This is a genomic window from Cohnella rhizosphaerae (genome assembly GCF_029525575.1).
In the GTDB taxonomy this organism is placed as follows: domain Bacteria; phylum Bacillota; class Bacilli; order Paenibacillales; family Paenibacillaceae; genus Cohnella; species Cohnella rhizosphaerae.
Map to the genome: position 1 here is coordinate 22,053 of NZ_JAPDIA010000003.1, position 26,538 is coordinate 48,590.

The 26,538-nt window shown below is 60.2% G+C and carries 19 protein-coding genes and 9 pseudogenes; 21 read left to right on the forward strand and 7 right to left on the reverse strand.

Annotation, left to right across the window (positions count from 1 at the left end; genetic code table 11):
- The first annotated feature begins 91 nt into the window (after positions 1-91).
- The 10 genes and pseudogenes from OMP40_RS05535 (at position 92) to OMP40_RS05575 (ending at position 7,560) form a co-directional block, all read left to right on the forward strand.
- Positions 92-277, forward strand: a complete 186-nt coding sequence (locus OMP40_RS05535) for a small, acid-soluble spore protein, alpha/beta type (RefSeq protein ID WP_277533002.1) — start codon at positions 92-94, stop codon at positions 275-277.
- Between the two features lie 187 nt (positions 278-464).
- Positions 465-1,323, forward strand: a pseudogene (gene ispE, locus OMP40_RS05540) (4-(cytidine 5'-diphospho)-2-C-methyl-D-erythritol kinase).
- Between the two features lie 124 nt (positions 1,324-1,447).
- Positions 1,448-2,276 (forward strand): annotated as a pseudogene (gene purR / locus OMP40_RS05545) (pur operon repressor).
- Between the two features lie 164 nt (positions 2,277-2,440).
- A pseudogene (locus OMP40_RS43050) lies at positions 2,441-2,995 on the forward strand (helix-turn-helix transcriptional regulator); the annotation flags it as partial.
- A gap of 178 nt (positions 2,996-3,173) precedes the next feature.
- Entirely contained in the window at positions 3,174-3,389 is a 216-nt protein-coding gene (locus OMP40_RS43055) for a WCX domain-containing protein (RefSeq protein WP_459076904.1), read from the forward strand.
- 65 nt (positions 3,390-3,454) lie between these two features.
- The gene (locus OMP40_RS05555) at positions 3,455-3,637 is read left to right on the forward strand and encodes a hypothetical protein (protein WP_277529854.1); all 183 of its coding nucleotides are present in this window, start codon (positions 3,455-3,457) and stop codon (positions 3,635-3,637) included.
- A gap of 214 nt (positions 3,638-3,851) precedes the next feature.
- Complete coding sequence (gene spoVG, locus OMP40_RS05560; RefSeq protein ID WP_067781204.1) at positions 3,852-4,139, forward strand: septation regulator SpoVG; 288 nt, start codon at positions 3,852-3,854, stop codon at positions 4,137-4,139.
- Between the two features lie 162 nt (positions 4,140-4,301).
- On the forward strand, positions 4,302-5,714 hold the full coding sequence (gene glmU / locus OMP40_RS05565; protein ID WP_277529856.1) for a bifunctional UDP-N-acetylglucosamine diphosphorylase/glucosamine-1-phosphate N-acetyltransferase GlmU: 1,413 nt from the start codon (positions 4,302-4,304) through the stop codon (positions 5,712-5,714).
- A 97-nt stretch (positions 5,715-5,811) separates the two neighbouring features.
- The gene (locus OMP40_RS05570) at positions 5,812-6,768 is read left to right on the forward strand and encodes a ribose-phosphate diphosphokinase (RefSeq protein WP_277529857.1); all 957 of its coding nucleotides are present in this window, start codon (positions 5,812-5,814) and stop codon (positions 6,766-6,768) included.
- Between the two features lie 144 nt (positions 6,769-6,912).
- Complete coding sequence (locus OMP40_RS05575; RefSeq protein ID WP_277529858.1) at positions 6,913-7,560, forward strand: 50S ribosomal protein L25; 648 nt, start codon at positions 6,913-6,915, stop codon at positions 7,558-7,560.
- Between the two features lie 207 nt (positions 7,561-7,767).
- On the opposite strand, the gene OMP40_RS05580 is transcribed toward OMP40_RS05575, so the two are convergent.
- Positions 7,768-7,971 (reverse strand): hypothetical protein, encoded by a 204-nt coding sequence (locus OMP40_RS05580; protein WP_306795368.1) that lies wholly within the window; start codon positions 7,969-7,971, stop codon positions 7,768-7,770.
- 109 nt (positions 7,972-8,080) lie between these two features.
- Between OMP40_RS05580 and pth the strand changes: the two genes are divergently transcribed.
- The 4 genes and pseudogenes from pth to OMP40_RS05600 all read left to right on the forward strand — a co-directional run bounded on the left by pth (position 8,081) and on the right by OMP40_RS05600 (position 13,865).
- Positions 8,081-8,647: an aminoacyl-tRNA hydrolase gene (pth, locus tag OMP40_RS05585; protein WP_277529859.1), complete on the forward strand. Its 567-nt coding sequence runs from the start codon at positions 8,081-8,083 to the stop codon at positions 8,645-8,647.
- A 190-nt stretch (positions 8,648-8,837) separates the two neighbouring features.
- Positions 8,838-9,069, forward strand: a pseudogene (locus tag OMP40_RS05590) (anti-sigma-F factor Fin).
- Between the two features lie 111 nt (positions 9,070-9,180).
- Positions 9,181-12,706: pseudogene (gene mfd, locus OMP40_RS05595) on the forward strand (transcription-repair coupling factor).
- Positions 12,693-13,865, forward strand: a complete 1,173-nt coding sequence (locus OMP40_RS05600; RefSeq protein WP_277529861.1) for a peptidylprolyl isomerase — start codon at positions 12,693-12,695, stop codon at positions 13,863-13,865. Before mfd ends, OMP40_RS05600 begins: the two are co-directional and overlap by 14 nt.
- 409 nt (positions 13,866-14,274) lie before the next feature.
- Here the strand turns inward: OMP40_RS05600 and OMP40_RS05605 are convergent.
- The 6 genes and pseudogenes from OMP40_RS05605 to OMP40_RS05630 all read right to left on the reverse strand — a co-directional run.
- Positions 14,275-15,132, reverse strand: a pseudogene (locus OMP40_RS05605) (IS3 family transposase); the annotation flags it as partial.
- Between the two features lie 20 nt (positions 15,133-15,152).
- Positions 15,153-15,449, reverse strand: coding sequence for a transposase (locus OMP40_RS05610; RefSeq protein ID WP_277529863.1), 297 nt, complete (start codon positions 15,447-15,449; stop codon positions 15,153-15,155).
- 455 nt (positions 15,450-15,904) lie between these two features.
- Positions 15,905-16,690 carry an anti-sigma factor gene (locus tag OMP40_RS05615; protein WP_277529865.1) on the reverse strand — a complete coding sequence of 262 codons (786 nt, stop codon included), beginning with the start codon at positions 16,688-16,690 and terminating at the stop codon, positions 15,905-15,907.
- Between the two features lie 2 nt (positions 16,691-16,692).
- Positions 16,693-17,268 (reverse strand): RNA polymerase sigma factor, encoded by a 576-nt coding sequence (locus OMP40_RS05620; protein ID WP_277529867.1) that lies wholly within the window; start codon positions 17,266-17,268, stop codon positions 16,693-16,695.
- Between the two features lie 140 nt (positions 17,269-17,408).
- The gene (locus tag OMP40_RS05625; protein WP_277529870.1) at positions 17,409-18,254 is read right to left on the reverse strand and encodes a cupredoxin domain-containing protein; all 846 of its coding nucleotides are present in this window, start codon (positions 18,252-18,254) and stop codon (positions 17,409-17,411) included.
- A gap of 13 nt (positions 18,255-18,267) precedes the next feature.
- Positions 18,268-19,899, reverse strand: a complete 1,632-nt coding sequence (locus tag OMP40_RS05630; protein ID WP_277529872.1) for a plastocyanin/azurin family copper-binding protein — start codon at positions 19,897-19,899, stop codon at positions 18,268-18,270.
- A gap of 459 nt (positions 19,900-20,358) precedes the next feature.
- On the opposite strand from OMP40_RS05630, the pseudogene urtA reads away from it, so the two are divergent.
- From urtA to OMP40_RS05665, 7 genes and pseudogenes are all read left to right on the forward strand, one after another.
- Positions 20,359-21,595, forward strand: a pseudogene (urtA, locus tag OMP40_RS05635) (urea ABC transporter substrate-binding protein).
- A 111-nt stretch (positions 21,596-21,706) separates the two neighbouring features.
- A complete protein-coding gene (gene urtB, locus OMP40_RS05640; RefSeq protein ID WP_277529874.1) occupies positions 21,707-22,612 on the forward strand; it encodes an urea ABC transporter permease subunit UrtB in 906 nt (301 codons plus the stop codon).
- Positions 22,613-22,663: 51 nt separating this feature from the next.
- Positions 22,664-23,735, forward strand: a pseudogene (gene urtC / locus OMP40_RS05645) (urea ABC transporter permease subunit UrtC).
- Positions 23,732-24,508: an urea ABC transporter ATP-binding protein UrtD gene (urtD, locus tag OMP40_RS05650; RefSeq protein WP_277529876.1), complete on the forward strand. Its 777-nt coding sequence runs from the start codon at positions 23,732-23,734 to the stop codon at positions 24,506-24,508. Before urtC ends, urtD begins: the two are co-directional and overlap by 4 nt.
- A pseudogene (urtE, locus tag OMP40_RS05655) lies at positions 24,495-25,203 on the forward strand (urea ABC transporter ATP-binding subunit UrtE). Before urtD ends, urtE begins: the two are co-directional and overlap by 14 nt.
- A gap of 17 nt (positions 25,204-25,220) precedes the next feature.
- Positions 25,221-26,219: a HoxN/HupN/NixA family nickel/cobalt transporter gene (locus tag OMP40_RS05660; RefSeq protein WP_277529879.1), complete on the forward strand. Its 999-nt coding sequence runs from the start codon at positions 25,221-25,223 to the stop codon at positions 26,217-26,219.
- Positions 26,183-26,485 carry an urease subunit gamma gene (locus OMP40_RS05665; RefSeq protein WP_277529881.1) on the forward strand — a complete coding sequence of 101 codons (303 nt, stop codon included), beginning with the start codon at positions 26,183-26,185 and terminating at the stop codon, positions 26,483-26,485. The genes OMP40_RS05660 and OMP40_RS05665 overlap by 37 nt, the downstream gene beginning before the upstream one ends.
- The last annotated feature ends 53 nt before the right edge of the window (positions 26,486-26,538 follow it).

The window sequence follows — 26,538 nt, forward strand, 5'->3', positions numbered from 1 at the left end:
TTTGCGGGACGGCTTGGGGACACCCTAACCGGTGACGGCGGCGCAGCTCGCCGCGCAGCGTCGTCATAGTCAACACGGGGGAGGGATCGGCATGAGCCGCAGGCGCAGAGGACGGACGATGACCGAATCGTTCAAGACGGAGCTCGCCAAGGATCTGGGTTTTTACGGGAAGGTCGAGCGCGAAGGCTGGGGCGCCATCAGCACCAAAGACGCCGGCAACATGGTCAAGCGGGCGATCCAGCTCGCCGAACAGTCGCTGGCGCGCAAGCCGGACTGATCGGGCGCCGGCGATCGTCGCCGGCCCGGCAAATAGAGGAAAGAAGAAGCCGCCGGGGATATCCCCCGGCTTTTGCGTGTTTAAGCCGCCGTATCCCAAATCGCAATTCGGGCAGGGGTTTGTTATAATATGTTAAGCTTTGGAGCGACAGGAATCAGGCGAAGCAGAAGGTCTGGCAGGTGGGCATATGACGAAAATATACGAGAAGGCGCCGGCGAAGATCAATCTGGTGCTCGACGTGCTGCGCAAGCGGGAAGACGGCTATCACGAAGTGGAAATGGTCATGACGATGGTGGATCTCGCCGATCGTCTGACGCTCGAGGAGCTGCAGCGCGATCAGATCGTGCTGGCCAGCCAAGCCGGCTTTATCCCGCTTGACGAGAAAAATTTGGCCTTTCAGGCGGCTAAGCTGCTGAAGCAGCGATACGGCGTCAAGAAAGGCGTATATATTTATTTGGACAAGCAGATCCCCGTAGCGGCCGGGCTGGCGGGCGGAAGCAGCGATGCCGCCGCCGCGCTGCGCGGTCTCAATCGGCTCTGGGATCTGAACCTTGGCGTGCCGGAGATGGAGACGCTCGGCGCCGAGCTGGGCTCGGACGTGCCCTTCTGCGTGCGGGGGAGGCACGGCGCTCGCCACCGGGCGCGGCGAACGGCTCGAGAGCGTGGACAGTCCGCCGCAGTGTTGGGTCGTGCTGGCCAAGCCGCCGATCAACGTCTCGACGGCAGACGTCTACGGTCGGTTCCGGGCGAACGAGATCGGGATTCATCCCTCCGTGCCGGATATGCTGGCGGCGCTGCGCGAAGGCTCCTTCGAGCGAATGTGCGGCGCGCTCGGCAACGTGCTGGAGAAGGTGACGTTGTCCCACTATCCGGAAGTGAGGCAGATCAAGGAAGTGATGACGCGTCTCGGCGCGGACGGCGTGCTCATGTCCGGCAGCGGACCGACCGTCTTCGGGCTCGTGTCCAAGGCGTCGAAGCTGGCCCGCATATACAACGGACTGCGCGGGTTTTGCAAAGAAGTCTACGTTGTCCGCATGCTCACATAGGCATAAGGACACTGTTTCAACAGGTGTGAGGAAGCTTGCCATCGACCTTTTGTCGCCTTGCCCAAAACCGGATAAAAGTGTTATGATAACGTTAAAATATTCGGTTTTGGACGGGGTGGGTCAAGTGAAAAAGTTAAAGCGCAGTGCGCGGCTCGTAGAAATGACGCAATATCTGCTGGATCGCCCCCACACGTTAATATCGTTGACAGCGTTCGCAGAGCGCTACCAGTCCGCGAAGTCCTCGATCAGCGAGGATCTCGCGATCATCAAGGAAGTGTTCGAGGACGAAGGGATCGGCGAGCTTCATACGCTTGCTGGCGCGGCGGGCGGCGTGCGCTTTATCCCGAAGTGCCGCAAGGACCAGGCGCTCCGCAAGGTCGAAGAAGTATGCAGCATGCTGGAGCAGCCGGACCGTCTGCTGCCCGGCGGATATTTATATATGACCGACCTGCTGGGACAGCCCGGACTGCTGCAGGATCTCGGCCGCATGTTCGCCACCGCGTTCGCGGACCGCGACATCGACGTTATCATGACGGTGGAGACGAAGGGCATCCCGTTGGCGCACGCCGCGTCCCAGTACCTGAACGTTCCCGTCGTCATCGTCAGACGCGATCACAAGGTGACGGAAGGCTCCGTCGTCAGCATCAACTACGTCTCCGGCTCGAACAAGCGCATCCAGACGATGTCGCTTGCCCGCCGCGCGCTCAAGGAGCAGTCGCGCGTCCTCATCATCGACGACTTCATGAAGGCGGGGGGGAACGATTCAGGGGATGGTCGACCTGCTCAGCGAATTCCGGGCGATCGTCGCCGGCGTCGGCGTGCTGGTCGAATCGGGCGAGGTGGACAACGAGGAGCGTCTGCTGCACGATTATATTTCCCTGGCGCGGCTCACCGAAGTCGATCTGAAGACGAGACATATCGCGGTTCAGCCGGGCAATTTCTTTCAGCCGTGATTAGAGCAGGGATGGGGGGAATTCATTACGTAACTTTTGACCGTCGGCTTCGCGTTCGAATCCGGCGGTTTTTGCCGTTCTGCGCGCCGGGCTGCCAAAGTGCATTAGGACCATCCGCTTATTTGAGGGACAAAGCATCGCCTGAATGAAAAATCCGCCGTATAATGAGGGGACCATACGTTCCCTTGGCGGTGATAAAAGTGAAGCTGGAAAGACTCCTTTCGATTACATACGCGCTGCTGAATCAGGAGATCGTGTCGGCGGCGGAGCTCGCCGCACGGCATCAAGTATCCCAGAGGACGATATACCGAGATATCGAGGCGCTCTGCGCGGCAGGCATTCCGGTCGTTTCCTACCAGGGTTCGAACGGCGGATTCGGCATTATCGACGCGTACAAAATGGACAGGAGTCTTCTCGGACCCGACGATGTGAACAGCCTCATTACGCTGCTCAGCTGCACGACGACCGTGTTCGGAGATCCTCGCGCGGAGCGGACGCTCGATCGGCTGCGTACGGTCCAGTCCTCCGATCGGGTGCCGAGCCTTACGCTGGATTTAGGCAGCTGGCGGATGAACAACGAACTGCTGCATGAGCTGCGCAAGGCGATCACTTCGCGTCGCGTCGTCCGCTTCCGCTATGTCAATGCGAAGAACGACCGCATCGAACGTTCAGTGGAGCCCGTGACGCTGCATTTCAAGTATTACGCCTGGTACTTGCACGGCTACTGCCGGACGCGCGCGGATTATCGGGTTTTTAAGCTGTCGCGGATGACGGATTTGAGCTTGACGCAGGAGCCGGTGCTTCGCGAGCATGCGCCGACGGCGCTCTGCGTCGGAGAGGGAATGTCCCGCGACCGGGATATGACGGGGGGCGGTCATCCGGTTCTCGTCCGATGCCGTGGCTTCGGCGCTCGACTGCTTCTATGCGGAGGAAAAAAGCTTCGAACCGGACGGAGAGCTGATCGTGCGGATCGTGAATCCGACGGATGCGGACTGGCTGTTATCGCAGGTGCTCGGCTATGGAGGCAGCGCGTACATTGAGGAGCCGGTCTGGCTCAGGGAAGAACTGCGCGCCAAGCTTGCGAATTTGCGCGCGCGGTACGGAGAAGTATGACAGGCAGCTGTCATATTTCTTTTTTTTATAATAGGCACATACGTTCCTGTGGGAGGAGTATGGCCATGACGATGATCTACCATCACCATATGCTGGAGGAGCAGGTTCGCGAGCGTCGGCGCGAGATCGAGGCGGTGAATCGGGAAGCCTGGAAATGGGCCGCCGGTCCACATTCAAGGCGTGCGGCGAAGTCGGCTTCGAGAAGCGGATTGCACCAGTTGATCGCCGCGCTGGGGAGACTGCTATAAGCGTTTGGAACTCCGTTTTCCGATGGCCTTGCGCCGCGCGAAAACGGAGTTTTTGTCGAAAAAAAGCCAATGGCGGCGTACGATGTCGACAATATCCGGTATTGAAAAAATATTTAAAATAAAGGACTAGTTTTACCAGATTTAAGAAGGAATCCGCGCGATTTTGTGGAATATTACACCAAGTCTTCTGATGGGGCAAAGGTGGTGAACACAAGTGCAAATTACAGATGTCAGACTCCGCCGCGTTAATTCCGAGGGGCGAATGAAGGCTATCGCGTCTATCACGATCGACAACGAGTTCGTCGTCCATGATATTCGCGTGATCGACGGCAACAACGGCATGTTCGTTGCGATGCCGAGCAAACGTACGCCCGACGGAGAATTCCGAGATATCGCTCATCCCATCTCTTCGGGCACGCGGGAGAAGATCCAGTCCGCCGTACTCGCCGAGTACGAGCGCGCCGCCGTGGAGGAAGAAGAGGTGCTGGTCGAAGGTGCGTAGTGCTTGTGTTCGCGCTTAAGCGACGATAGACGCCGAGAATACGAAGTAGCATCGCGAGAGCCGGAGACGGCTCTCTTTTCATTTGCACGGTAATAAGCTATGATCACAAGTGAAAAAAGACCGTGCGCGCGGGAAAGCGGGAAAAGGAGGCATTCGCCCGATATGACGAGAATGGCTGTGATTCTGGCTGCCGGACAAGGCAAACGGATGAAATCCAAATTATATAAAGTGCTGCATCCCGTATGCGGCAAGCCCATGGTAGGACATGTGCTCGACGCGGTGCGCGGCATCGGCTGCGAGCGCGCCGTCGTCGTCGTCGGCCACGGCGCCGAGGCGGTCCAGCGGACGCTCGGCGATTCGGTCGAATACGCGCTGCAGCAGCAGCAGCTCGGCACCGGCCATGCGGTGCTGCAGGCAGCGCCCGCGATCGGCGGCGCGGACGGCGTGACGATCGTCGTCTGCGGCGATACGCCGCTCGTCAGCTCGGAGACGCTGGAGGCGCTCATCGCGCTGCATGCGGCCGAAGGCGCCGCGGCCACGATCCTGACCGCCGAGCTTGCGCAGCCTGCCGGCTACGGACGTATCGTCCGCGGCGAAGACGGCAGCGTGCACCGCATCGTGGAGCAAAAGGACTGCACGCCGGAGCAGGCGGCGATCCGGGAGATCAACACCGGCACCTACTGCTTCGACAACTTGAAGCTGTTCGAGGCGCTGGCCGCCGTCACGAACGACAATGCCCAGGGCGAATATTACCTCACCGACGTGATCGGCATTCTCCAGGCGCGCGGCGAGCGCATCTCCGCTTCGGTCGCGGCGGACCCGGCCGAGTCGATCGGCGTCAACGACCGCATCGCCCTGTCCGAGGCGGAACGGCTCATGCGGGAGCGCATCGCGCGCCGTCACCAGACGAACGGCGTGACGATCGTGGATCCGGCAGGCACCTATATCGAAGCGGGCGTGACGATCGGCTCGGACACCGTCCTGTACCCGGGCACGTTCCTGCGGGGCGGCACGGTCATCGGCGAGGACTGCGTCATCGGGCCTTCCGCGGATCTGACCGATACGACGATCGGAGACGGCACGACGATCCGCCAGTCGGTGGCGGAGTCGGCGCAGCTCGGCGCCGGATGCGCCGTAGGTCCGTTCGCTTATCTAAGGCCTGGCACGAAGCTCGCGGACAACGTCAAGATCGGCGACTTCGTCGAGATCAAGAACGCCGAGATCGGCGCAGGCAGCAAAGTGCCGCACTTGAGCTACGTGGGCGACGCGGTGGTCGGCAGCGGCACGAACATCGGTTGCGGGACGATTACCGCCAACTACGACGGGTATAATAAATCGAAGACCGTCATCGGCGACGATGCCTTCATCGGCAGCAACGCCAACCTGATCGCCCCGGTGACCATCGGCAACGGCGCCTATGTCGTCGCCGGCTCTACCGTTACGCATGACGTGCCGGAAGGCAGCGTCGCGATCGCGCGCGCCCGACAGGAGAACAAGGAAGGCTACGCGGATAAGCTTCGCGCGAGGGCCAAGTCGAAGAAGGAAGCCGCCGCGACGCGCAAGGACGGCCAATAGAACCGCGAATAGCGGGGACAGATTCAAACGGACGGCGACGCGCCGTCGCCCCGGCGCGGGCGGGGCGCGCGTCGACCTCACCGAAAGCGAGGCGCTTATGAGCTACCCTGACAATACCCTGAAGCTATTTTCCTGCAGCTCGAATCCTCGCCTGGCGGAAGCGATCGCCAGGCATATCAGCGTGCCGCTCGGCGACGTGAAGGTCACCCGGTTCAGCGACGGAGAGATCCACATCCGGTTGAACGAGAGCGTGCGCGGCGCGGACGTCTTCGTCGTCCAATCGACCTCCTGGCCGGTCAACGAGCATCTGATGGAGCTGCTCGTCATGGTCGACGCGCTTAAGCGCGCCTCCGCGAAGACGATCAACGTCGTCATTCCCTACTACGGCTACGGACGCCAGGACCGCAAGGCGCGGTCGCGCGACCCGATCACCGCCAAGCTGGTCGCCAATCTGATCGAGACGGCTGGCGCGCATCGCGTCATCGCCATGGATCTGCACGCCATGCAGATTCAGGGCTTCTTCGACATCCCGGTCGATCATCTGCTCGGCGTGCCGATCCTCGGCGACTACTTCCAGAGCAAGGGACTGATCGCGCCCGTCGTCGTCTCCCCCGACCACGGGGGCGTCGTAAGGGCGCGCCGCCTGGCGGACGAGCTCCAGGCGCCGCTCGCCATCATCGACAAGCGTCGTCCGGAGCCCAACGTCGTCGAGGTCATGAACATCATCGGCGACGTCTCCGGACGTACGGCGATCCTGATCGACGACATCATCGACACGGCCGGCACGATCTGTCTGGCGGCGCAGGCGCTCAAGGAGGCGGGGGCGCGAGAGATCTACGCCTGCTGTACCCATGCCGTGCTGTCCGGACAGGCTATGGAGCGGCTCGAATCGTCCCCGATCACTGAAGTGACGGTGACCGACACGATCCCGCTCCGCACGCCAGGCGCTTCCACCAAGATGCGCGTGCTGTCGGTCGCCGCGCTGCTCGGCGAAGCGATCGTGCGCATCCACGAGCAGCAGTCCATCAGCAAGCTTTTCGAACCGCACGCCTGATTCGATCGAGGGCCGCGCCGTCTCCATGGAGACGGCGCGGCCTTCTCTACGTATGTTGCCGCCCCGACCTTTTGTTTAGAGCCTCCTCCCGAGGGGTAAAATAAATGCATGTCTTCAAATCTTGAGCAATCGGGAGGAATCGGTATGACGACGACATTGCGTGCGGAATCGCGCCAGCGCTCCACGAAAGGTGCGCTCAGGCAGCTTCGGATACAGGGCCGGGTACCCGGCGTCGTGTACGGCAAGGGCTTGAAGGAGCCGAGTCCCATCGCGCTCGACAGCAAGGAGCTCTCGGCGTTGATGCGCGGTCATGCGCATGCTGTGCTTCAGCTCGAGGTGCCGGGCAACGGCAGCCAATCCGTCCTGCTGACGGACGTGCAGCGGGATAAGCTCAGCGGCCAAGTGCTGCATGTCGACTTTCATCAGATCAACCTCAACGAAAAGATCAAGGCGCCGATCCGCGTCGAAGTCTCGGGTACGAGCCCGGGCGAAAAAGAAGGCGGCCTGCTGACCGTCGTGCTTCACGAGATCGAAGTGGAGTGCGTGGCCCGCGATCTGCCGGAGTCCGTCACGGCGGATATCTCGTCCCTCGGCTTTGGCGAGAACCTCACGATCGGCCAGCTTTCGTTCCCGGCGGGCGTCAAGCCGCTGCAGGACGAAGAGACCGTCGTCATCGCCGTGCTCGCGCCGCAGAAGGACGTCTCCGCGGAAGAGGCGGACGCTTCGGCCGATGCCGCGACGGAGAATGCGAAGCAGCATGATGCCGCGCAAGCCGTGGAGACGGACGCATAAGGTTGTCCCAGGGAATGCACACACTTATCCACATATGTGAACAAGAAGCGCCAGGCTGTGGATAGCCTCGGCGTTTCTTATTTTATAAGGGATTTCAAGCGCAGAACCCGACATGTTTTTACACAGGATTGTGGATTGGTTGTGGATAAATAAAAAGCAAAGAGCCGCCTGTCCCTTCGGACGGACGGCTCTCTGCTTGTGGATCGTCTAATATCCGGGTCTGGAAATGAACGTAAACGACTTGCGGCAATACACGTTGTTGTTGACCTTCACGAATTCTTTGCCATAATATTCGATGAACCCGATGTCGCTGTGCTCCTTGTCTCTGTAGATCTGCACAGGCACCTCCGCTACGATATGGTCCGCGAAGTGCCTGTCATGGGACAAGGTCTGGCCGTTGATGTACATCATTTGTCATCACCACCCTGGCGTTTGTGCTATGTAATCTAGATGACACCGCGGCAGGCGATTTCGTTGCAGCTTGCCCTTAAATTTATGTTGAAACGGAGTTGGACTACCGATGAGATGGATCGTAGGTCTCGGCAATCCGGGACCGGAATACGCCGCGACCCGGCACAATGCGGGCTTCATGGTCGTCGACGAGCTGGCGAACCGCTGGGGCGTGCGGCTGGAGCACCAGAAGAAGCTCAAGGGCATGTACGGAGAAGCGCGCGTTCAAGGCCGCAAGGTCGCGCTGCTGAAGCCGATGACTTATATGAACCTGTCGGGGGAATCGGTGCGGGCGCTGATGGATTTCTATAAGATCCCGCTCGAGGACGGCATCGTCGTCTACGACGATCTGGACACGGAGACGGGCAAGATCCGGCTTCGCTATCAGGGCAGCGCTGGCGGCCACAACGGCATCAAATCGATCATCGCGCATACGGGGACACAGTCGTTCAACCGCGTGCGCATGGGCATCTCGCGTCCCGTCGGCGGCATGAAGGTGGTCGACTACGTGCTCGGCGCATTCCCCAAGAGCGAGCAGGAGGCGCTGCGGACGATGATCGCGGACGCATGCGACGCCATCGAATACGCGCTCGGTCACCCGTTCGAGGAGACGATGGCGAAGTTCAACGGCAAGTAACAACCGGTGCGATAAGGGTCAGCGTAGCAACGCATCAACAAAAAAGCAGTACCAAAATTACTGAGGTAGTAGATTCTATAAAAAAGGTGGCATTTCCGCTTAAAATCGCCGGCGTGCGGGCATACTGAAGGGAACGCGGAACCATGGCTTGTGCATGGCCGCATAATCCGCCTTCAGGAGGCATACCCATATGGCTGTGAACTACGTTTGCCGGCACTGCCGCGCGCCGCTTGGCCGATTCGAGGGGGGCCGACGTATCCGAATATAGGCTGGGCTTGCATTTCTTGACCCCCGAAGAGCGAAAGCGTATAATAGCGTATAATTCTAACGGAGATGTGACGGTGCAGGTGGTCTGCGATTATTGCAGCCAGGCGCTCGACCATCACCCCGAACTGGCGCTGCTGAGCAATCCGCTTCAATAGGCGCCGCCGTCCGCTGCGACAAACGACCGATGATAAGAGGCCTCGGCTTTACGCCCAGGCTTCTTTTTTGAATGAACGTGAACGTAGATTGTACGTATAAGGGGAAAAGCGATGAAGCCGCTAATGAATACGTTAGCTACCGACCCCGACTTCCAGTCCGTCCTTGCGGGCCTTCGCGGAAGCATGCGGGAGCAACTGGTGGCGGGGCTGTCCGGGTCGGCCAGGCAGGTCATGATCGCCGCGACCGTCCGCGAGCTGGGGAGACCCGTGCTTGTCGTCACGCACAATATGTTCGCCGCGCAGAAGATGGCGGAGGACCTGCAGGAATGCCTGACCGCGGAGGAAGTGCTCCTCTATCCGGCCAACGAGCTGATCGCCGCGGAGACCGCGATCTCGAGTCCGGAGACGTCGGCCAGGCGCATGGATGCGCTGCTTCAACTCGCGGAAGGCTTCCGCGGGGTTATTGTCGTGCCCTTTTCCGGCGTGCGCCGCTTCCAGCCGAGCAAGGATACGATGGCAAGCGCCTTCGTCACCTTGCGCGCGGGCGATACGCTGCCGATGGACGAATTCCTGCGGCGCATGATCGGGCTTGGCTACGAACGCGTGGATCGCGTGGAACAGAAGGGGCATTTGAGCGTGCGCGGCGGCATCGCGGATTTTTTCCCGCTGACGAGCGCGAGCGCCGTTCGCGTCGAATGGTTCGACGACGAGATCGACTCGATCCGCACGTTCGATCCGGCGGATCAGCGCTCGATCGAAAAGCTGGACAGCTATACCGTGCGACCGTGCCGCGAGATCATCGCCGACGAGCGGCGCTTCGCGAACGCGGCGCAGCATGCCTTCGAGCTGCTCGAGCGCCAGCTGGAGAAGATGGCGGACCGTCAGGCCAAAGAGCGCCTGAAGACCGAGATTACCCGGGAAATCGACGATCTGCGCCAAAATATGTATTTTTCCGAAATCTATAAATATATATCGCTGCTGTACCCCGAGAGACAAACCCTGTTCGACTACGTGCCCAAGGATACGCTGCTCATCATGGACGAGCCGAACCGGCTCGCCGAGACCGCGCGCCAGCTTGAGCGGGACGAGACCGAATGGTCGACGCATCTGCTGTCGCAGGGCAAGTCGCTCCCGGGCTTCACGCTGGCCGTACCGGCGGAGCAGGCGCTGTACCCGCGAACGTTCCAGACGGTGTACCTGTCGCTGTTCGTGCGCCAGATTCCGCATACGCAGCCGCAGAACATCGTCAACTTCGTCTGCCGCTCGATGCAGAGCTTTCATGGGCAGATGAACCTGCTCAAGGCGGAGATGGAGCGCTGGCGCAAGGGCGGCGCGCATATCGTCATGCTGGCCGGCAGCGCGGAGCGGGCCGAGCGGATGCGCCGCGTGCTCGACGACTATCAGATCGAGACGCCGGAGATCGTCGAGGGCAACCTGCAAAGCGGGTTCGAGATGCCGTCCGTCAAGCTCGTCGTCATCACCGAAGGCGAGATGTTCACGCAGAAGCAGCGCAAGGCGCGCCGCGTCGACCGCCGCATGGACAACGCCGAGCGCATCAAGAGCTATACGGAGCTGAAAGTCGGCGACTACGTCGTCCACCAGAACCACGGCATCGGCAAGTATATGGGCATCGGCACGCTCGAGGTAGGCGGCATTCACAAGGATTATCTGCATGTCATCTACGCAGGCGGCGACAAGCTGTCCATCCCGGTCGAACAATTCGACCTGATCCAGAAGTACGTCGGCTCCGACGAAAAGGAACCGAAGGTGAGCAAGCTCGGCGGCGCGGAGTGGAACCGGGTCAAGTCCAAGGTGCGTTCCTCGGTCAAGGATATCGCCGACGACCTGATCAAGCTGTATGCGGATCGCCAAGCGACGCCGGGTTACGGCTTCAGCGAGGACACGCCCTACCAGCAAGAGTTCGAGGCGATGTTCCCCTACGACGAGACGACGGACCAGCTGCGCGCGATCGAGGAGATCAAGGCCGACATGCGCAAGCCGCGGCCGATGGACCGGCTGCTCTGCGGCGACGTCGGCTACGGCAAGACGGAGGTTGCGATCCGGGCGGCGTTCAAGGCGGCCATCGAGGGCAAGCAGGTCGCGGTGCTCGTGCCGACGACGATTCTGGCGCAGCAGCATTACGAGACGTTCCGCGAGCGCTTCTCCGGCTATCCGTTCAACATCAAGGTGCTGAGCCGCTTCCGTACGCGCAAGGAGCAGACGGAGACGATCAAGGGCGTCAAGGCGGGCACGGTCGACGTGCTGATCGGCACGCACCGGCTGCTGTCGCAGGACGTCGTATTCAAGGACTTGGGCCTTCTGATCGTGGACGAAGAGCAGCGGTTCGGCGTCTCGCACAAGGAAAAGCTCAAGCGGCTCAAGACGAGCGTCGACGTGCTGACGCTGACCGCGACCCCGATCCCGCGGACGCTGCACATGTCGATGCTCGGCGTGCGCGACCTGTCCGTCATCGAGACGCCGCCGGAGAACCGTTTCCCCGTGCAGACGTACGTGGTCGAATACAGCCCGACGCTCGTCCGCGAGGCGATCGAACGGGAGATGGCGCGGGACGGACAAGTGTACTTCCTGTTCAACCGCGTGCAGGGCATCTACCAGATGGCCGAGCAGATCTCGGCGCTCGTGCCGGACGCCAAGGTCGCGGTCGCGCACGGCCAGATGTCCGAGCAGGAGCTGGAGCGGACGATTCTGGATTTCCTCGACGGCGAATACGACGTGCTCGTCAGCACGAGCATCATCGAGACGGGCGTGGACATCCCGAACGTCAACACGCTGATCGTGCACGATGCGGACAAGATGGGCTTGTCCCAGCTGTACCAGTTGCGCGGACGCGTCGGACGGTCCAACCGGATCGCTTACGCCTACTTCGCCTACCAGCGGGACAAGGTGCTCAACGAGGTGGCGGAAAAACGCCTGCAGTCGATCAAGGAATTCACCGAGCTCGGCTCGGGCTTCAAGATCGCGATGCGCGACCTGTCGATCCGCGGCGCGGGCAATCTGCTCGGCGCGGAGCAGCACGGATTTATCGCTTCCGTCGGCTTCGACTTGTACTCGCAGATGCTCGCGGAGGAGGTCAACGCGCGCAAGGCCGAATGGCACGGCGAGCAGGCGCCTCCGCCGCCGCCGGTCAACACGCAGCTCGACCTTGGCGTGGACGCGTACGTGCCGCCGGAGTACATTTACGACAGCATTCAGAAGATCGAGATCTACAAAAAAGGTGGCCGCCGCGGCTTCGGGAGACGATGTCAGCGACCTGCTCGACGAGCTGGTCGACCGGTTCGGCGAACCGCCGAAGCCTGTGCTGAGCCTCTTGAGCGTGGCCCGGATCAAAGCGCTGGCGCGCGTCTACGGCATCGAATCCATCGTCAACCGGAGCGACGATCTGACGCTCAAGTTCGAGGAGCGGCGCGCATCCGAGCTCGACGCCAAGAAGTTCAAGGCCATCGAGAGCCGGTACCAGGGCCGGGTGCAGCTCGTCCAGCAGACGCCGCATCCGCTCGTGCGCATCCGGGTCAAAGGCCTCGACGACGATTCAATGTTGGCGCTTGTCGAAGAGTTTCTGTTACAATATAAAGAAGCGACAAAATCCAAGGAGGAATTGCAAAATGCTGTACAATAAACGCGGAACGTACCGTCGGTTCGCTTTTCTGCTGGCGGCCCTCGTTCTGCTGACCGCGACGGCAACCGCTTGCGGCAAAAGCAAAAGTGAAAATTCCGGCGCGTCGGCGTCCGCTTCGGCTTCATCCTCGGCCTCGGCCAGCCCGACCGCTAGCATAGATCCGGACACCGTGCTCGCCACCTGGGACGGCGGAGAGCTGAAGCAAGCCGAATTCGGCAAGTACGAAGCGTTCATGAACGTGACCAACCCGCAGATGGCGATGTACCTGTCGATCCCGCAGTACAAGGAAGAGATCGTCAAGCAGTACATCCTGCAGAAGGCGTTCGCGGATCGCGCGACGGACGAGCAGAAGAAAGCGGGCAAGGCGCAGGCCGACGAGTTCAAGAAGCAGCTCGACACGGCCCTGAAGGACGAGACGAACGGCGCGTCCCTCAAGGACGCGATGAAGACCAACAACATCACCGAGGACGAGATGGTCGACCTCGTGGTGACGCTGGCGACGGGCGGCGAGATCAGCACCGCCAAGGAGAACGAAGTCAAGGCGACCATCAAGGACGCCGACGTCAAAGCCGAGTTCGACAAGGCGCCGGCCGATTACAACGTCGACACGGTCCGCCACATCCTCGTCTCCTTCACGGATCCGGCCACGAGCAAGGAGCGCTCCGACGCTGACGCGCTGAAGCGCGCGCAGGAAGTGAAGAAGAAGCTTGAGGACGGCGGGGACTGGACCGCGCTGGCGAAGGAATACTCCGACGACACCGGCTCCAAGGACAACGGCGGACTGTACGAAAAGCAACAGGCCAAGGGCTGGGTCGAAGAGTTCAAGAACGCGGCCAACACGCAGGCGATCGGCGTCATCGGCGATCCGGTGAAGACCGAGTACGGCTATCACGTGATGAAGGTCGAAGCGCGCGAAGTCGCGACCTACGACAAGCTGTCCCAGACGGACAAGGACGCGATCGTCTCCACGCTCGTCGATCCGAAGATGCAGACGTACATTCAGGAAGAAACGGACAAGCTGAACATCAAAGTGACGCTGCCCGCCGAGCCTTCCCCGTCGCCTTCGGCTAGCGCGTCGGCATCCGCATCGGCTTCGTCCAGCGCGCCGGCGTCCCCTTCGGCCAGCGCTTCCGCGTCGGCCAGCGCATCCAGCAAATAAAAGAAGAACGTATAGAAGCACCCGGCTGCGGTCAGCCGGGTGCTTCTATGCTTATCCAAAAACGCGGTTGTTGGAGGTCCGAAAAGACGCCTCTAGAAAGCGACATCAAGTCCAGAAAGTTAATTCATGGTCTCGTGATACGATATAAGGGGTGCTTGTAAGGGCAAAAAGTTACTCTACAGTCTCCTTGCATGGTCTAGATGGTGCTATAAGGGCAAAAAGTTACTCTACAGTCTCCCGGCATGGTCTAAATGGTGCTATAAGGGTAAAAAGTTACTCTACAGTCTCCAGGCATGGTCTAAATGGTGCTATAAGGGTAAAAAGTTACTCTACAGTGTCCCGGCATGGTCTAGATGGTGCTATAAGGGTAAAAATGGACCTCTGTCAATAAAGTAGACACCTTCTAAGCTCACTTGTCCTTTTTTCTATCGAACTGAACTTTAAATTGCTGCGGGGATAAGTAACCCAGAGAACCGTGGATCCGTTTTCGGTTGTAAAACAGTTCAATGTATTCAAACATCTCTTGCTGCGCCTGCTCCTTGGTTTTGAATTTCGTACAGTAAATAAACTCCTTCTTGAGCACGCTGTGGAAGGACTCGATGCAGGCATTGTCGTAACAGTTTTCCTTGCGGCTCATGCTCGTCTTCATGTCGTATTGCTCGAGGCGTTCCCGATAGGTATCCGAGGCATATTGCGAACCGCGGTCCGAGTGATGTAGCAGGCCTGCTGAAGGCTTCTCCGACGCGTAGGCTTGATCCAAGGCGGCCAGCACCAAATCCGTCGTCATGCGGTCTGCGAGCTTCCAGCCTACGATGCGGCGGGTGTACAGGTCCATGATGCTCGCTAGGTACAGGCGACCTTGCCGGCAAGGAATGTAGGTGATGTCAGCCATCCAAACTTCGTTGGGAGCCGCCGCCTTGAACTGTTGGCCCAGCACGTTAGGCGCAATGGCGAGATCGTGATTGGAATCCGTGGTGTTCACGCGAAATTTACGGGAGACACAGGATCTGAGACCGTATTCGCCCATGATCTGCCCTACCAGGCGCTCGGAGACGATCCATCCCTCATTGCGCAGAATCTTCGTGATCTTCGGGCTGCCATACCGACACTTCGAGTCGGTAAACAACCAGGTAATGCGGAGCAGCAGGGCCCGTCGGCGTTTCTGGTAGTTGGTTTCCTTTAGCTTCTCTTTCAACCATTTGTAAAAGCCGCTCCGGGAGACATTCAGTACGAAGCACATCTTCTCCAGTCGAAACTCGGAGCGGTGATCTTCGACAAACTGGAACCTTAGTTCCTTTCTTTGTTGAAGATGTGCATGGCTTTTTTTAGGATTGCGATCTCTTCCTTGAGGTCCTCGATCTCACGTTCCTGGGAGGCAATCTGCTTCTCCTTCTGACGAATCGTTTCCCGATCCAAGAGGGGTTCGTTTTCAAACTTACGGTGTTTGCTCATCCACTTCCTCAGCGTACCGGCCGGTATGTCGAGCTCCTGTGCAAGCTGCGGGATGGACTTCGTTTGTTCTTGAATGAACTTCACCGTCTGTTCAATGAATGCCTCGTTGTAGTGTTTCCGTACATCGCCCATTCTGGACACCTCACGTCGTTTTCTTTATTATCTCATGCGCTTAGGAGGTGTCCACTTTATATGCTACCACCAAAAGTTACTCTACAGTGTCCCGGCATGGCCTAGATGGTGCTATAAGGGCAAAAAGTTACTCTACAGTGTCCCGGCATGGTCTAGATGGTGCTATAAGGGCAAAAAGTTACTCTACAGTCTCGAGGCATAGTCTAAATGGTGCTATAAGGGCAAAAAGTTACTCTACAGTCTCCTTGCATGGTCTAGATGGTGCTATAAGGGTAAAAGGTTACTCTACAGCCTGTTGGAAGGCAGTTGCAGCCATCTTGCCTCCCTGGTGCGCAGCGCAGAGGCTTGATAATGATTAGTGACCGGGACGTCGGTGTTGCAGCGCTCTAAGAATAAGAAGGACCGTCAGGGCGATTCTCCCGGACGGTCCTGATAGGCGTTGATTGCGGTGCCCGTCAGACGGAGCCGAACATCTTCGCCCCGCGCGGTTGGTCGCCGCGGTCGTCGGGCTCGAGCGTGATGCCGATCTTGTCGAAGTCCAGGTTGGCCGCTTCGATCGGCATGGCCAGCACGCCGAGCCCCTGATCGTCGTCGGTCACGCGGAAGGTGCCCGCGCTCTTGCGCACGCCGTCCTTAAGCAGCCAGACCTGGTAGGCTTCCTCGCCGCTGGTCGGCGATGCGCCGTAGACGTAGACGACGAATTGGCGGCTTTTCCCGTTGTCGACGATACAGGCGATGCCGAACGCCTTGGAAGCTTCCGGCGCCTGCGATTGGAGCGGCACGGCAAGCTTCACTTGGGAGGCGGGTACCGACAGCGCGCGTTCGATCGGCGGCGGGGCCGCGCCGTTGTCCCGGGCGAGTTTGTAATTCCAGGCGGAGCTAGCCGCCAGCAGAACAAGCAGGACGGAGGCAGAGACCGCAAGCCACCGGCTCCTTCCCTTCCGCCGGTTGTTCCGCCGACGCTGGACCGAATCCGCTTCTCTTCTCCTGTCTTCTTCGGCAAGCGCCAGGTCCGCCTCCAGCGCGGCATTCATCACTTGGCGCTTCAGATCCTCGGGCGGTTCGATCTTGTCCATATCCGCGTACAGCGCCCCCCATGCGAGCTGCAGATCGTTCCATTCGGCCCGGCAGGCTTCGCAGCGCGGAAGATGACGCTCAAAGGCGAGCCGCTCTTCTTCGCTGCATTCGCCGGTCATGACGGACAGGCACAGATCGCATAGCGGCTTTTGCTTGTCGTGCATCGTCATCGCTCTCCTTCCAGGGCCAAATGTCTGCGCAATATTTTCAAAGCCTGATGCAGCCTGTTCTTCACGGTGCCGAGCGGTTCGCCGTACCGGGCGGCCAGTTCCCTGAGCGTGAAGCCCTGCCAGTAAAAGTGCTCCAGCAGTTCGATCTGAGGGCCGGTTAAGTAGCGGTAGGCGAGACGAATTTGACCTTTGAGCGATTCGCGCAGGGCGCTCGCTTCCGGCGAATCGTCCACGTCGTCCGGAATGCGCGCCATTTGCTCGGAAGAGTAGGAAACGATGCCTGCCGATTCCCTGCGCTGCTTGCGCAGCCAGTCGATCGTGATGTTGCGGGTAATCGTAATGAGCCAGTTCGCGTATTTGCCTTTTTCTTCGCTGTAATCGGAGTCGGTCGTCCATAGCCGCACGAAAACTGACTGAACGATATCCCGCGCGGCTTGTTCCTCCCGTACGGCTCTGAACGCATACGAATAGACGAGGCTCGCGAAGCGGTCGTACAGGACGGACAGCGCTTCTTGCCGCTTGAGCTTGACGAGGAGCATTAATTCATAATCGGTTAAATGTTGCATTTGCATAGGAACGCAGCCTCCAAGGTCGGCTTGAGGAACGCCTTCGCGCGTGCGGCGCTCCAACCGGTCGATCGCGGCGGGCGGTACGGCAAAAGCAGGGGGACCGCCTGGGCGGTCTCCCTGCTCGGATATGGGCGCGCGGGCGCTCAATCGGCCTTGACGACGATCGTCGCCCTCATGCCCGGGTGGGGCGTGCAGTAATAGCCGAATTCGCCTGCTTTCTTGAAAACCACCGTTTTCGACTCGTCCTGGCCGAGCAGGCCCGTGTCGAAGGAGCCGTCGTCCGCGGTGGCCGTATGCTTGATCTTATCGCGATTTACGAACGTGACCGAGTCTCCGGGATGAATCTCCAGCTTATCCACGGTGAAGCTGAAGTCTGCGATCTCGACTACATAAGTCTTGGCGTCCTGCTTGTCGTCTTCGCTTCCGCCTTTGCCGCCATGCTTGTCATCCTGCGCCGAGGCGGAGGAAGACGGCTTGGACGTCGGCGACGGGGTTGTCTTCGTGCCGGACGTCGGCCGCGGACTGGCGGTCTTGGCCGGGATCGTCGACGGAGACGGTTGGTGGGAAGCGGCGGCATGACTGCCGTTGTCGTCCATGCCTCCGCCATGTCCGTTGCCGTCATCGCCGCTGCCATGTCCGTCGTTGTCGTCGTCGCCTTCATGCTGCGCTTGCGTCGTCGCAGTCGGCTTCGCAGTTGATTTTGGCGTTGCTGTAGACTTGGGCATTACAGTTGCGGATTCCGCCGTCGCATTCGGCATGTTGTCGTCCGGCTGCGGTTGTGCCTGTCCCGTAGCCGAGGCTTGCGCGCTTGCCGTCGGCTCCGATTCATCCGCTGAAGCGGAGGCCGTGGCTGTCTGCGTTTGCGCCGCTGCGCTTGCCGAATGTTCGGCATGCCCGCTATCCGCCCCTGCCGCGTTATCGAAGGAAGCGCCGCAAGCGGACAGCGCCAGCATGGCTGCGACCAGAAGCGTCGCGAGGAAGCTTCTCATTCGCCTGCACCTCTCATTTTACGATAATTTGGCCGGTCATGAACGCTTTGTGCGGCTGGCAGTAATAATCGTACGTACCGGGCTTATCCAGCTTGATCGTATACGACTCGCCTTTGGCGAGCAGCGGACCTGCGAAGCTGCCGTCCACCGCCACCGCGTTGTGCTTCATATCGTCGAAGTTCGTGAAAATGATCGTCGATCCGGCTTCGACCGTAAGCGGACCGGAACCGAACGAATAGTCCTTGATGTCGATACGGTACGTCTTGCCGGTCTGCTCGGCAGGCGTCGCAGGCGCCGTTTGCCCTGCGGTCGTGCCCGAGAACTTGGCGGGATCCACCGTGAACCAGACTTGGTTGATATTCTGGCCGGCTGCATCTCCATGCTTCGTGTCCTTCACGAAATAATAAAGCGCGTAGCCTTTGAAAGCCGCCTGCTTGCTGCCGTCCGGACGGGTGATCGTGCCGAAGTCCGCCGCGTTCAAGGTCGACGGCACGTTGCCGGCAGTCGCATCGTAAGCCGGCCAGTTCGCCAGGCAGCTCTCCGTGCAGGCGCTGGACTGCGGGATATCTTTGTCGAAATAGTAGAGCGTGCGTCCCTCGCTGTCGGTCAGGTAGCCGCCCAGTTCCGCGCTCTTGCCGATCATGACGCGATAGTCCGGCTTCGCCTCGAACCAAACGCCCCCGACGCCCTCGCCCAGCGTGTCCCCCGCTTTGACGTCCTTGACGAACCGATAAAGCGGCCAGCCTTTGTACATCCACTGTTTAACGCCGTTCGCATGCGTGACGACCGTGAAGTCCGCCGGGTCCAGGCCGGCCGGAATCCGCAGCTCGTCTGCGGTTAATATCGGCCAGTTGGCAAGGCACTGACCCTGGCAAGCGTCCAGGTTCGCCGCGTCATTCGAAAAATAGTACAGCGTAAAGCCTTTGGCGTCCGCCAGATAAGCGTCGCCGGCGACATCGCGCCGCAGCGAGATACGCTCGCCGGCAGGCAGCGTCGCCGTTGCGGGAAGAACGCCTTCCGTCCGAAGCATGTCGAAGAGCGAGTGCCCCATCGCGGTCGACGCCGACAGCGATTCGACCAGCGCGGCAGCCATATGCGCATTCGTAAGGGCCGGCGTGCCCGCGATCGAGGTCAATCCCTTGCCGGACGCGAACGCTTCCGTATCTTTGTAGGCGAAATCCGCGTTCGAACGGTAGCCCAGCGTCTCGAGCAGCACCTTGTACAGCTGCTGCGAGCTAACGGACGCGAGCGGGTTGAAGCGGTTCGCGCCTTCGCCCGTCCAGCCGTATTCGGGATGGTCGTGCAGGAAGGCGAGGATCGGCCGGTTGCTCGCGCCGGCGAGATTGGCGTCGGCAAAGCTGCCGGCGCCTTCGTAAGCTTTGGCCGCTTCAAGCTTCCCTTGCAGTCTCAGCGAGATGATGGCCGCTTGAATGCGCGTCGTGCCTTTGGCCAGGTATTCGGCCGAGACGCCGCCGCCGTCGCCGATCAGCAAGCCGAGCCCCGCTGCCGTCTGTCCGTCCGTCTTGACCGCCGCGCCGCCGGGCTGGACCGTCGGGACCGAAGGCTCGTCCGCCGATGCCAGCGAGGGAATCAGCAGGGACGCGCACATGGCGAGCGTTGCAACGGTTTTTACGAATCCGTTCATTTTAACCATCTCCTTCTCCATCGTTCCGGTTATGTATGAGGTAACGAACGGAAGGCGGAGGCGGTTCGAACGAAATGTAAAACAAGCGAAAGTCTTTTGACCGACGCTAATCATATTTTCACAGAGAAAATAAAATGCGAACATTCGCCAAAAATCGACATCATCATTCAATTTCCCGTTTTGTCTTCATTAAGGCCCCAATTAAGTATTAGAGCAATCAAAATGTCATATAATATTCCATTAATCATAGCGAATTTCATTAAATATATTACATATGAATCACATTTACCAGAAAATTTTATTTTATGTAAATTATATTGACACCAAATTTAATACGACTCTATAATATGAATCGCGAACGGTAATTAAAAAAAAATTACCGAACGTTCGTTTTTTAAACATATACATGAAAAGGGAGTGGGTTCATGAAAAAAAACGAAATGGTTTAAAAGCGCGGGTATCGCGGTATCCTTAAGCCTTGCGCTGGCCGGGTGCGGAAATAACGACAAGGAGAGTGCATCGTCGGCGCCGGCCTCGTCGAGCGCGGCCTCTTCGTCCGCCGCCAGCGGCGGAGATACCGTCAAAGTCGGCATTCTGCACTCGCTCAGCGGCACGATGTCGATCAGCGAGGTGACGGTCAAAAACTCGGAGTCGATGGCGATCGACGAGATTAACGCCAAAGGGGGGCGTATTAGGGAAAAAAATCGAGCCGATCGTGGAAGACGGCGCGTCGGATTGGCCGACCTTCGCCGAAAAGGCGCGCAAGCTGCTGTCCGAGGACAAGGTCGCGACCGTCTTCGGCGGGTGGACGTCGGCAAGCCGCAAGGCGATGCTGCCCGTATTCGAAGAGCTGAACGGCCTGTTGTGGTACCCCGTTCAGTACGAAGGACTTGAATCTTCGCCCAACATCTTTTACACGGGCGCCACGACGAACCAGCAGATCGTGCCTTCGGTCGATTATTTGCTGGAGCAGGGCAAGAAGAAATTTTTCCTCCTCGGTTCGGACTACGTTTTCCCCCGCACGGCCAACAAGATCATCAAAGCGCAGCTCGCCGCCAAAGGCGGAGAGACCGTCGCGGAAGAATACACGCCTCTCGGACATACGGACTATACGACGATCATCGCGAAGATTAAGGAAGCCAAGCCGGACGTCGTGTACAACACGCTGAACGGAGACAGCAACGTCGCCTTCTTCAAGCAGCTGAAGGATGCCAACATCGCCGCATCGGATCTGACGACGCTGTCCGTCAGCATCGCGGAAGAAGAAGTCAAAGGCATCGGTCCCGACTTCCTGGCCGGCCATCTCGTCGCCTGGAACTACTATCAGACGACCGACACGCCGGAGAACAAGACGTTCGTCGAGAACTTCAAGGCGAAGTACGGCGCGGACAGCGTGACGAGCGATCCGATGGAGGCGGGCTATACGGCCGTCTACCTGTGGGCGGCGGCGGTCGAGAAGGCAGGCTCCTTCGACGTCGACAAGGTCAAGGAAGCCGCGAAGGGCATCGAATGGAACGCGCCCGAGGGCAAGGTGACCATCGACGGCGACAATCAGCATATCTACAAGACGGTTCGCATCGGCGAGATTCAGCCGGACGGCATGATCAAGGAGCTGTGGAACTCCGGCAGTCCGGTGAAGCCCGATCCGTATCTCAAGGGCTATGATTGGGCCAAAGATCTAAGCGCCGGTTCGTAACGGCATCTCCCGCATCGGAGGCGCCTAACGCGACGGAGCGGCGCCCGGAGACGAATGGATGTCCCGGGCGACCGCCCCGCTGCCTTCAATACAAGGAGGGAGCGATTTTTCTTGGCGATGTGGATCACCCAGTTGTTCAACGGGTTAAGCGTGAGCTCCATTCTCTTGCTGATCGCGCTCGGACTCTCCGTCACCTTCGGATTGATGGGCGTCATCAATATGGCGCACGGCGAGTTCATCATGATCGGCAGCTACGCGGCGTATTTGACGCAGAACGCCTTCAAGGAACTGCTGCCCGGGCGCATGTTCGACGCGTACTTCCCCGTCGCGCTCGCCGCCAGCTTCCTCGTCGCCTTCGCGATCGGTTATCTGCTCGAGCTGCTGCTGATCCGTCATCTGTACGGCCGCCCGCTGGACAGTCTGCTGGCGACATGGGGCGTCGGACTCGTCCTGCAGCAGATCGCCCGCTCTATCTTCGGGGCGCCTAACGTCGCCGTGAACAGCCCTTCCTGGCTGAACGGCGGACTGCATGTGATGGACGGCATAGACCTGCCCTACAAGCGGCTGTTCATCCTCGCGCTGGTGGCGGTCTGTCTGGCGGCGATGTATCTGTATATCAATCGCAGCCATTCGGGCAGGCGCATGCGGGCGGTGATGCAAAATCGGGAGATGGCCGCTTGCCTCGGCATCTCGACGCGCCGGGTCGACGGGATGACGTTCGCGATCGGCTCGGGCATCGCCGGCATCGCCGGCTGCGCGCTGACGCTGATCGGACCGATCGGGCCGAATATCGGCACGTACTATATCGTCGACGCCTTCATGGTCGTCGTGCTCGGCGGCGTGGGCAAGCTGATCGGCACGGTGCTTGGCGCGCTTGGCATCGGCGTCTTTAACACGATGTTCGAATGGTGGTCGACCGCGTCGCTCGGCAAGGTATTCGTCTTCCTGTGCATCGTCGCCTTCCTGCAGTGGAAGCCGAAGGGACTGTTCGCCGTTCGCACGCGGCAGCTGGATTGACAGGAGGAGGAACGCGACATCCACTTTCCACGCAAAGAAGGTGAGGCCGTTATGAATGGATTATGGTCGGATCGCAAACGTCTATGGCTGCTGCTCGCCTATGCCGGCGCATCGGCTGCGTTGTTTGCCGCACCGCTCTATTTAAGCGATTTTCGCTTGAATTTGCTCGCCAAGTTTTTGGCCTTCGCGATCGTGGCGCTCGGCCTGGACCTGCTGTGGGGCTATACGGGCGTACTGAGCCTCGGGCACGGCGTCTTCTTCGGACTCGGCGCCTATGCGATGGGCATGCATCTGAAGCTCAATGCGAGCGGCGGCAAGCTGCCGGACTTCATGGATTGGAGCGGGCTGACGCGTCTGCCATGGTTCTGGCAGCCGTTCAAGTCTTTCCCCGCGGCGGTGCTGCTCGGCATTCTCATCCCGGCGCTGCTTGCGCTGTTCCTCGGCTTCTTCACGTTTCGCAACCGGATCAAGGGCGTCTACTTCACGATTCTGACGCAGGCGCTGGTTATCATCGTGACGACGCTGTTCGTCGGCCAACAGGCCTATACCGGCGGGACGAACGGGCTGACCGGGTTCACGAAGCTGCTGGGCAGCCCGCTGCGGTCGGACGGCATGAAAAGCGCGCTGTACCTCGCCACGGTCATCGCGCTCATCGCAGCTTATGCGCTCTGCCGCTATCTGACGACGAGCCGGATGGGCAAGGTGCTGCGCGCGATCCGGGACGGAGAGAACCGCGTGCGCTTCCTCGGCTACGATCCGGCGACGTACCAGATGGCGACGTTCGCCGTGTCCGGCGCGTTGGCTGGGCTTGCGGGCATGCTGTTCGTGCTCCACGTCGGCATCATCTCGCCGTCGATGATGGGGATCGTGCCGTCCATCGAGATGATCCTGTGGGTCGCGATCGGGGGGACGCGGCACGCTGATCGGCGCCTTGATCGGCGCGCTCGCCCTGAACTATGCGAAGAGCGGGTTGTCGGAGGCGTACCCGGAGATCTGGACGATTTTCCTGGGCGCGCTCTTCATCGTCGTGACGGTCTTCCTGCCCGGAGGCATCGTCGGTTTGATCCGCAAGGGAGCCGGAAGCGTTCGTAAAAAAACGGGGGAGGGGGAATGCGCATCATGAGCCGGACGTCCATCCTGTCCTGCGAGGAAGTAACCGTAGCGTTTGACGGCTTCAAGGCGGTGCAAGGGATGAGCTTGTCGCTCGACCCGGGTGAGCTGCGGTTTTTGATCGGCCCCAACGGCGCGGGCAAGACGACGATGCTCGACGTCATCTGCGGCAAGGTGAAGCCGGTGTCGGGCTCCGTCTCGTTTCACAGCCGTGCGGGCGTGGTCGATATTACGAAGCGCAAAGAGCATAAGATCGCGGAGCTTGGCATCGGGCGCAAGTTCCAGACGCCGTCGATTTTCGCCGGTCTCTCGGTCATGGAAAATCTGGAGATCGCGATGTCGCAGAACCGAAGCGTATGGGCGACGCTGCGCGCTTCCCTTACGGCGCGGGAGCGGGAGCGCATCGACGAGGAGCTGGCGCTGATCGGTCTTGGGGACCACCGCCATACGCGGGCGGGGCTGCTGTCTCACGGCCAGAAGCAGTGGCTCGAGATCGGCATGATGCTGATGCAGGAGCCCGAGATTCTGCTGCTCGACGAGCCGGTGGCCGGCATGACCGACCGGGAGACCGATAAGACGGGCGAGCTGCTGCAGGAGATCGTCAAGCGGCGGACGGTCGTCGTCGTGGAGCACGACATGGAGTTCGTGCGGAACTTCGCGAGCAAGGTGACGGTGATGCATGAGGGCAGGCTGCTAAAAGACGGCACGATGGACGAGATCCAGCGCGACGACCGGGTGGCCGAAGTTTATCTGGGCAAAAGGCGGGATGCGCATGCTGTCGGTTGAGGCGCTTGAGGCGGGCTATGGAGAGAGCGTCATCCTGCGCGACGTCAGCCTGAAGGTGGAGCCCGGCCAGGTGGTTTGCCTGATGGGCCGCAACGGCGTGGGCAAGTCGACGCTTGCCAAGAGCATTATGGGCGTTCTGAAGGCAAGAAGGGGCAGTATTTCCTTCAAGGGGAGGAACATTACGCGCGTCGCTTCGGGGGGAGCGGGCCAGATCGGGCATCGGCTACGTCCCGCAGGGCCGCGAGATATTCGGCCAACTGAGCGTGCTGGACAATCTGCGGATCGGGCTGGAAGCGAGCCGCGATCCGAAGCGGCGAAGAGCGAAGGAGATTCCGCCGGCGGCGATCGCGAAGTTCCCCGTGCTGCCGTCGATGTACGGACGTCGCGGCGGCGACCTGAGCGGCGGCCAACAGCAGCAGCTCGCTTTTGCCCGCGCGCTCGCAGCGGAGCCCGAGCTGCTCGTGCTCGACGAGCCGGCGGAGGGCATCCAGCCCTCTATCGTTCAGGCGATCCAGGAGGTCATCCGCGGCATTGCGGACGAAGGCAAGACGTCGATCCTGCTCATCGAGCAGAGCCTGGACTTCGTGCGCAGCGTCGGCGACGTTTTTTACATTATGGAAAAAGGAACGATCGTCTGGTCCGGCGGCAGGGAGGAGCTGGACGATCCGGCCGTCATGCGGTACCTGACGATCTAGAGAGAGGAGGCGGACGAATGGCGCCGCGCGGCCCCGTCTATTGGCGGATCGTAATTCTGCTTCACGTGCTTGGCATTTTCGGACTGATCTATGCATCGCTTCGGGAATCCGCCTTCTGGGGGCTTGGCCTGTTGGCTTATTCCTTCGGCCTTCGGCACGCGTTCGACGCGGATCATATCGCCGCCATCGACAACGCCGTCCGCAAGCTCGTATCGGCGCGCTCGGATTCGAACGGCGTCGGCTTGTACTTTTCGCTCGGACATTCCTCCGTCGTCCTGCTGATGGTGCTCGCCATCGGTCTCGCGGCGGATACTTACATTTTTGAAAATGCCGCGCTGCGCGAGTTGGGCGCATTGATCGGGACGTCGGTCTCGGGCGTGTTTCTGGTTGCCATCGGAATCATTAATCTTGTCGTCTTGTTCAAGGCGCTATCTGCCGCGCGTCGGTCCGGATGGCGCGCCGCCGACCCTGCGCCGCGTCCGTCGGGACCGCTCGCCGCGCTGCTGCGCCCGGTGCTGCGGCTCGTCAGCCGCAGCTGGCATATGTACCCGCTGGGCTTCCTGTTCGGGCTCGGGTTCGACACCGCCACCGAGATCGGCCTGCTGGCGCTGTCGGCGGGCGCCGCCGGACAATCGGCTTCGCTGATCGGCATTTTGTCGCTGCCCCTTCTTTTTGCCTCGGGCATGACGCTGCTGGACACGCTCGACGGCGTGCTGATGAGCCGCGCCTATCGCTGGTCGTCCGTCACGCCGGGCAAGCGGTTCGCCTACAACCTTGTCGTGACGGGCATCTCGGTCGTGTCCGCCTTGTTCGTCGGCTGCCTGCAGCTGTCGCATTTGCTTGAAGGCCGACTCCCGCAGGCGTGGCTGTCCTGGACCGACCGGATCGACTTCGTTTATCTCGGATACGGCTTGGTGGGCCTTTTCGCAGCGACATGGATCGGCTTCGCAATCGCCAGGAGAGGAATGAGAAGCAAGCCATGCAGTGGACGGAGCGTGAAAAAGAAAAGCTGTTGATCACGGTGGCCGCCAATCTGGCGAGAGACCGGATGAAACGGGGCGTGAAGCTCAACTACCCGGAGAGCGTCGCCCTGATCACTTCGGAGATCATGGAGGGTGCGCGCGACGGGCGGAGCGTGGCCGAGCTCATGGCCTACGGGCGGCAGATTCTGACTGCCGGGCAGGTCATGGAGGGCATTCCGCAGATGATCCACGAGGTTCAGGTCGAGGCGACCTTTCCTGACGGGACGAAGCTGGTGACCGTGCATCAGCCGATTGGCTGACGGCTTGGGGGGATCGGCTGATCGGCTGATCGGCTGATCGGCTGATTGGCGGA

Bases quoted from the DNA above. Each gene is read 5' to 3' on its own strand.
- urtD (WP_277529876.1), top strand. From the start codon at position 23,732: ATGAGCCGGACGTCCATCCTGTCCTGCGAGGAAGTAACCGTAGCGTTT.
- OMP40_RS05570 (WP_277529857.1), top strand. From the start codon at position 5,812: ATGAGCTACCCTGACAATACCCTGAAGCTATTTTCCTGCAGCTCGAAT.
- OMP40_RS05555 (WP_277529854.1), top strand. From the start codon at position 3,455: ATGACGATGATCTACCATCACCATATGCTGGAGGAGCAGGTTCGCGAG.
- OMP40_RS05575 (WP_277529858.1), top strand. From the start codon at position 6,913: ATGACGACGACATTGCGTGCGGAATCGCGCCAGCGCTCCACGAAAGGT.
- OMP40_RS05580 (WP_306795368.1), bottom strand. From the start codon at position 7,971: ATGATGTACATCAACGGCCAGACCTTGTCCCATGACAGGCACTTCGCG.
- OMP40_RS05615 (WP_277529865.1), bottom strand. From the start codon at position 16,690: ATGCACGACAAGCAAAAGCCGCTATGCGATCTGTGCCTGTCCGTCATG.
- glmU (WP_277529856.1), top strand. From the start codon at position 4,302: ATGACGAGAATGGCTGTGATTCTGGCTGCCGGACAAGGCAAACGGATG.
- OMP40_RS05610 (WP_277529863.1), bottom strand. From the start codon at position 15,449: ATGGGCGATGTACGGAAACACTACAACGAGGCATTCATTGAACAGACG.
- OMP40_RS05660 (WP_277529879.1), top strand. From the start codon at position 25,221: ATGGCGCCGCGCGGCCCCGTCTATTGGCGGATCGTAATTCTGCTTCAC.
- OMP40_RS05625 (WP_277529870.1), bottom strand. From the start codon at position 18,254: ATGAGAAGCTTCCTCGCGACGCTTCTGGTCGCAGCCATGCTGGCGCTG.
- OMP40_RS05620 (WP_277529867.1), bottom strand. From the start codon at position 17,268: ATGCAAATGCAACATTTAACCGATTATGAATTAATGCTCCTCGTCAAG.
- OMP40_RS05600 (WP_277529861.1), top strand. From the start codon at position 12,693: ATGCTGTACAATAAACGCGGAACGTACCGTCGGTTCGCTTTTCTGCTG.
- OMP40_RS05535 (WP_277533002.1), top strand. From the start codon at position 92: ATGAGCCGCAGGCGCAGAGGACGGACGATGACCGAATCGTTCAAGACG.
- OMP40_RS05665 (WP_277529881.1), top strand. From the start codon at position 26,183: ATGCAGTGGACGGAGCGTGAAAAAGAAAAGCTGTTGATCACGGTGGCC.
- pth (WP_277529859.1), top strand. From the start codon at position 8,081: ATGAGATGGATCGTAGGTCTCGGCAATCCGGGACCGGAATACGCCGCG.
- OMP40_RS05630 (WP_277529872.1), bottom strand. From the start codon at position 19,899: ATGAACGGATTCGTAAAAACCGTTGCAACGCTCGCCATGTGCGCGTCC.